At 70.7% G+C, this 4808-nt stretch carries 3 protein-coding genes; all 3 read left to right on the forward strand.

The window, feature by feature from the left end:
• A partial coding sequence (locus JF597_RS00200; protein WP_293986491.1) for a maltose alpha-D-glucosyltransferase occupies nucleotides 1-1749 on the forward strand: 1749 nt, incomplete at its 5' end.
• A 31-nt stretch (nucleotides 1750-1780) separates the two neighbouring features.
• On the forward strand, nucleotides 1781-3136 hold the full coding sequence (locus tag JF597_RS00205) for a maltokinase (protein WP_293986493.1): 1356 nt from the start codon (nucleotides 1781-1783) through the stop codon (nucleotides 3134-3136).
• Between the two features lie 4 nt (nucleotides 3137-3140).
• On the forward strand, nucleotides 3141-4808 hold a 1668-nt coding region (glgB, locus tag JF597_RS00210; protein WP_293986495.1), incomplete at its 3' end, for a 1,4-alpha-glucan branching enzyme.

Raw genomic sequence — 4808 nt, forward strand, 5'->3', positions numbered from 1 at the left:
CCCGTCCCGGACACCTTCGAGGACACCCCCGCAAAGGACCGGGACCCGGACTGGTTCAAACGCGCCGTCTTCTACGAGGTCCTGGTCCGCTCCTTCCAGGACAGCAACGGCGACGGCATCGGCGACCTCAAGGGCCTGACCGCGAAACTCGACTACCTGCAGTGGCTCGGCGTCGACTGCCTCTGGCTGCCGCCCTTCTTCAAGTCCCCCCTGCGGGACGGCGGTTACGACGTCTCCGACTACACCGCCGTACTCCCCGAGTTCGGCGACCTCGCCGACTTCGTGGAGTTCGTCGACGCCGCCCACCAGCGCGGCATGCGCGTCATCATCGACTTCGTCATGAACCACACCAGCGACCAGCACCCGTGGTTCCAGGAGTCCCGCAAGGACCCGGACGGGCCGTACGGCGACTACTACGTCTGGGCGGACGACGACAAGCAGTACCAGGACGCGCGGATCATCTTCGTCGACACCGAGGTCTCCAACTGGACGTACGACCCGGTCCGCAAGCAGTACTACTGGCACCGGTTCTTCTCGCACCAGCCCGACCTCAACTACGAGAACCCGGCCGTCCAGGAGGAGATCCTCTCCGCGCTCCGGTTCTGGCTGGACCTGGGCATCGACGGCTTCCGCCTCGACGCGGTGCCGTACCTCTACCAGCGCGAGGGCACCAACTGCGAGAACCTCCCCGCGACCCACGACTTCCTGAAACGGGTGCGCAAGGAGATCGACACGCAGTACCCGGACACCGTGCTGCTGGCGGAGGCGAACCAGTGGCCGGAGGACGTCGTCGACTACTTCGGCGACTACGGCAAGGGCGGGGACGAGTGCCACATGGCGTTCCATTTCCCGGTCATGCCACGCATCTTCATGGCGGTGATGGCGTTCCATTTCCCGGTCATGCCACGCATCTTCATGGCGGTGCGCCGGGAATCGCGCTACCCCGTCTCGGAAATCCTCGCCAAGACCCCCGCCATCCCCTCCGGCTGCCAGTGGGGCATCTTCCTGCGCAACCACGACGAGCTGACCCTGGAAATGGTCACCGACGAGGAACGCGACTACATGTGGGCCGAATACGCGAAGGACCCGCGTATGCGCGCCAACATCGGCATCCGCCGGCGCCTCGCGACCCTCCTCGACAACGACCGCAACCAGATCGAGCTCTTCACCGCCCTGCTCCTGTCCCTGCCCGGCTCGCCGATCCTCTACTACGGCGACGAGATCGGCATGGGCGACAACATCTGGCTCGGCGACCGCGACGCGGTGCGCACCCCCATGCAGTGGACCCCCGACCGCAACGCCGGCTTCTCCTCCTGCGACCCCGGACGCCTCTACCTGCCCACCATCATGGACCCGGTCTACGGCTACCAGGTCACCAACGTCGAGGCCTCCATGTCCTCGCCGTCGTCCCTGCTGCACTGGACCCGGCGCATGATCGAGATCCGCAAGCAGAATCCTGCCTTCGGACTGGGGTCCTACACCGAGCTGCAGTCGTCGAACCCCGCGGTGATCGCGTTCCTGCGCGAGTACGAGGACGACCTGGTTCTCTGCGTGCACAACTTCTCCCGGTTCGCCCAGCCCACCGAACTCGATCTGCGGGCCTTCGACGGCCGGCACCCGGTCGAGCTGATCGGAGGGGTCCGCTTCCCCGCCATCGGTGAACTGCCGTATCTGCTCACCCTCGCGGGGCACGGCTTCTACTGGTTCCGGCTCTCCCGAGTCGCCTCCCGCATCGGCCGTCGGCGCTGAGCGCGCGGAGCCGAGGAAAGGACGCGTCACCATGACGAAGACCGTTGACCTGCCCCGGAGCACAACGGCCGGACTCGACCGGTCGCTGGTCTCGCCGGGCGGGCTGCTGCGCGACTGGCTGCCCCGGCAGCGCTGGTTCGCGGGCAAGGACCGGCCCGTCACCGAGCTGTCCGTGCTGTCCGTGACCGAACTCTTCCCCGGCTGCCTGCACCTGCTGGTCCACGCCGACCACTCCCCCCACGGCGGCACCACCCCGTCCGGCGACTGCTACCAGCTCCTGCTCGGCGTCCGCGAACACCGCGCGCCCCGGCTGGAGCGGGCCTACATAGGCCGGGCCGAGGAGGGCCCGCTGGCCGGACTCGCGGTCTACGACGCCCTGCACGACCCGCGCGCCGCCGAACTGCTCCTGGAGCGGCTGCGGATACCCGGCACGGTCGGCCCGCTGCACTTCGAGACCGCCCCCAAGGCCCGGATACCCGGCGGACTCGCGCCGCGGCTGCTGGACGCCGAGCAGTCCAACTCCTCCCTGGTGTACGGCGACTCCTACATCCTGAAGGTGTTCCGGCGGATACAGCCGGGCGTCAACCCGGACCTGGAGGTGCCCGGCGCGCTGGCCGCGCAGGGCTGCGCACGGGTGCCGGCGCCCGTGGCCTGGTTCCGCACCACCGAGCCGAGCCCGGCGACCCTCGGGGTGCTGCAGCCCTTCCTGCCGGACGCGGCCGACGGCTGGACCCTGGCGCTGCGCGCGCTCGCGGCCGGGGACGACTTCACCACCGAGGCGCACGAGCTGGGGCGGGCCACCGCGGACGTGCATCTCGCGCTCGCCGCCGCCTTCCCGTCCGCCGTCCACGACGAACACAGCCGCACGGCCGGGGCGATGTCGGCGCGGCTGGACGCGGCCGCGGACGCGGTGCCGGTACTGCGGCCCTTCGTCCCCGGACTGCGCGGCGCCTTCGAGGCGCTCGCCACCTGTGACGCGGGGCCGCTCGCCCAGCGGATCCACGGCGACCTCCATCTCGGGCAGGTGCTGCGGGCGGACCACGAATGGTTCGTCATCGACTTCGAGGGCGAGCCGTCCCGGCCGCTCGCCGAACGGCGCAGCACCCAGTCACCGGTGCGGGACGTCGCCGGGATGCTGCGCTCCTTCGACTACGCGGCCCGCCAGCGCCGCCCCTGGCGCCCGGAGTGGGCCCGCCGCTGCCGGGAGGCCTACTGCGCGGGTTACGCTGCCCGGGCCGGCTGGGACCCGCGCACGAAGCACGCGCTGCTGCGCGCCCACGAGACGGACCGCGCGGTGTACGAGGTGGTGTACGAAGCCCGGCACCGGCCGGCCTGGCTTCCGGTTCCGATGGCCGCGATCGAGCGGCTCGCCCGCTGGAGAGGCTGACGTCATGGCACTGCGCGACTCATCGCTCCCGGAGCCCTCCGGCCCCTCCCGGCCCACGGCCCCGCCCCTGGACGCCGCCGACCGCGGGCGCCTGCTCGCGGGCACCCACCACGATCCGCACGCCCTGCTCGGCGCCCGCCCGGTGGACGGCGGCACCTTCTTCCGGGCGCTGCGCCCGCACGCGCGCGCCGTGAGCGTGCTCGTCGACGGGGTGCGCAGCCCCCTGGCGCCGGAGGAGGACGGGCTCTTCGCGGCCGTGCTGCCGTACGCCGAGGTCCCGTCGTACACCCTCCTCGTCGAGTACGAGGACGGGGAGCACGAGGTCCACGACCCCTACCGCTTCCTGCCCGCGCTCGGTGAGTTCGACCTGCATCTGATCCGGGAGGGGCGGCACGAGCAGCTGTGGAAGGCGCTCGGCGCCGAGCCGATGACCCATGACGGCGTGACGGGCACCCGGTTCACGGTGTGGGCGCCCAACGCCCAGGGCGTGAGGGTGGCCGGGGACTTCACGTGCTGGGACGGCACGCAGTTCCCGATGCGTTCGCTGGGCGCGGCCGGGGTGTGGGAGCTGTTCCTGCCGGGGGTGGGCGAGGGTGCCCGGTACAAGTTCGAGATCACCTCCCGGTACGGCGGCCGGTTCCTCAAGGCGGACCCGATGGCCCGCCGCACGGAGGTACCGCCCGCGACCGCGTCGATCGTGACGGTGTCCCGGTACGAGTGGGGTGACGGGGAGTGGATGGCACACCGGGGCGACCTCCCGGTGCACGAGGCGCCGTTCTCGGTGTACGAGGTGCACCTGCCGTCCTGGCGCCCCGGCCTGAGCTACCGGCAGCTGGCCGAGGAACTGCCCGCCTACGTCGGCGACCTGGGCTTCACGCACGTCGAGTTCATGCCGGTCGCCGAGCACCCCTTCGGCGGCTCCTGGGGCTACCAGGTCACCGGCTTCTACGCGCCCACGGCACGGCTCGGCACCCCCGACGACTTCAAGTTCCTGGTCGACGCCCTGCACCGGGCCGGGATCGGCGTGATCATGGACTGGGTGCCGGCCCACTTCCCCAAGGACGACTGGGCGCTGGCCCGCTTCGACGGGGACCCGCTGTACGAGCCCGGGGACGAGCGGCGGGCCGAGCATCCGGACTGGGGGACCTACGAGTTCGATCTGGGCCGGGTGGAGGTGCGCAACTTCCTGGTGGCGAACGCCGTGTACTGGTGCGAGGAGTTCCACGTCGACGGCCTGCGCGTCGACGCGGTCGCCTCGATGCTCTACCTCGACTACTCACGGGACTCCGGGCAGTGGACGCCGAACGTGTTCGGTGGCCGCGAGGACCTGGACGCGGTGGCCTTCCTCCAGGAGATGAACGCGACCGTCTACCGGCGGGCGCCCGGCGTGGTGACCATCGCCGAGGAGTCCACGGCCTGGGACGGGGTGACCCGGCCGACCGACAGCGGGGGGCTGGGCTTCGGCCTGAAGTGGAACATGGGCTGGATGCACGACTCGCTGGAGTACATCAAGCACGAGCCGGTGCACCGCAAGTACCACCACCACGAGATGACCTTCTCGATGGTGTACGCGTACAGCGAGAACTACGTCCTGCCCATCTCCCACGACGAGGTCGTGCACGGCAAGCGCTCGCTCGTCTCGAAGATGCCCGGCGACTGGTGGCAGCAGCGC

Origin of the sequence: Streptomyces sp. (genome assembly GCF_019510245.1) — a bacterium.
Lineage (GTDB): Bacteria > Actinomycetota > Actinomycetes > Streptomycetales > Streptomycetaceae > Streptomyces.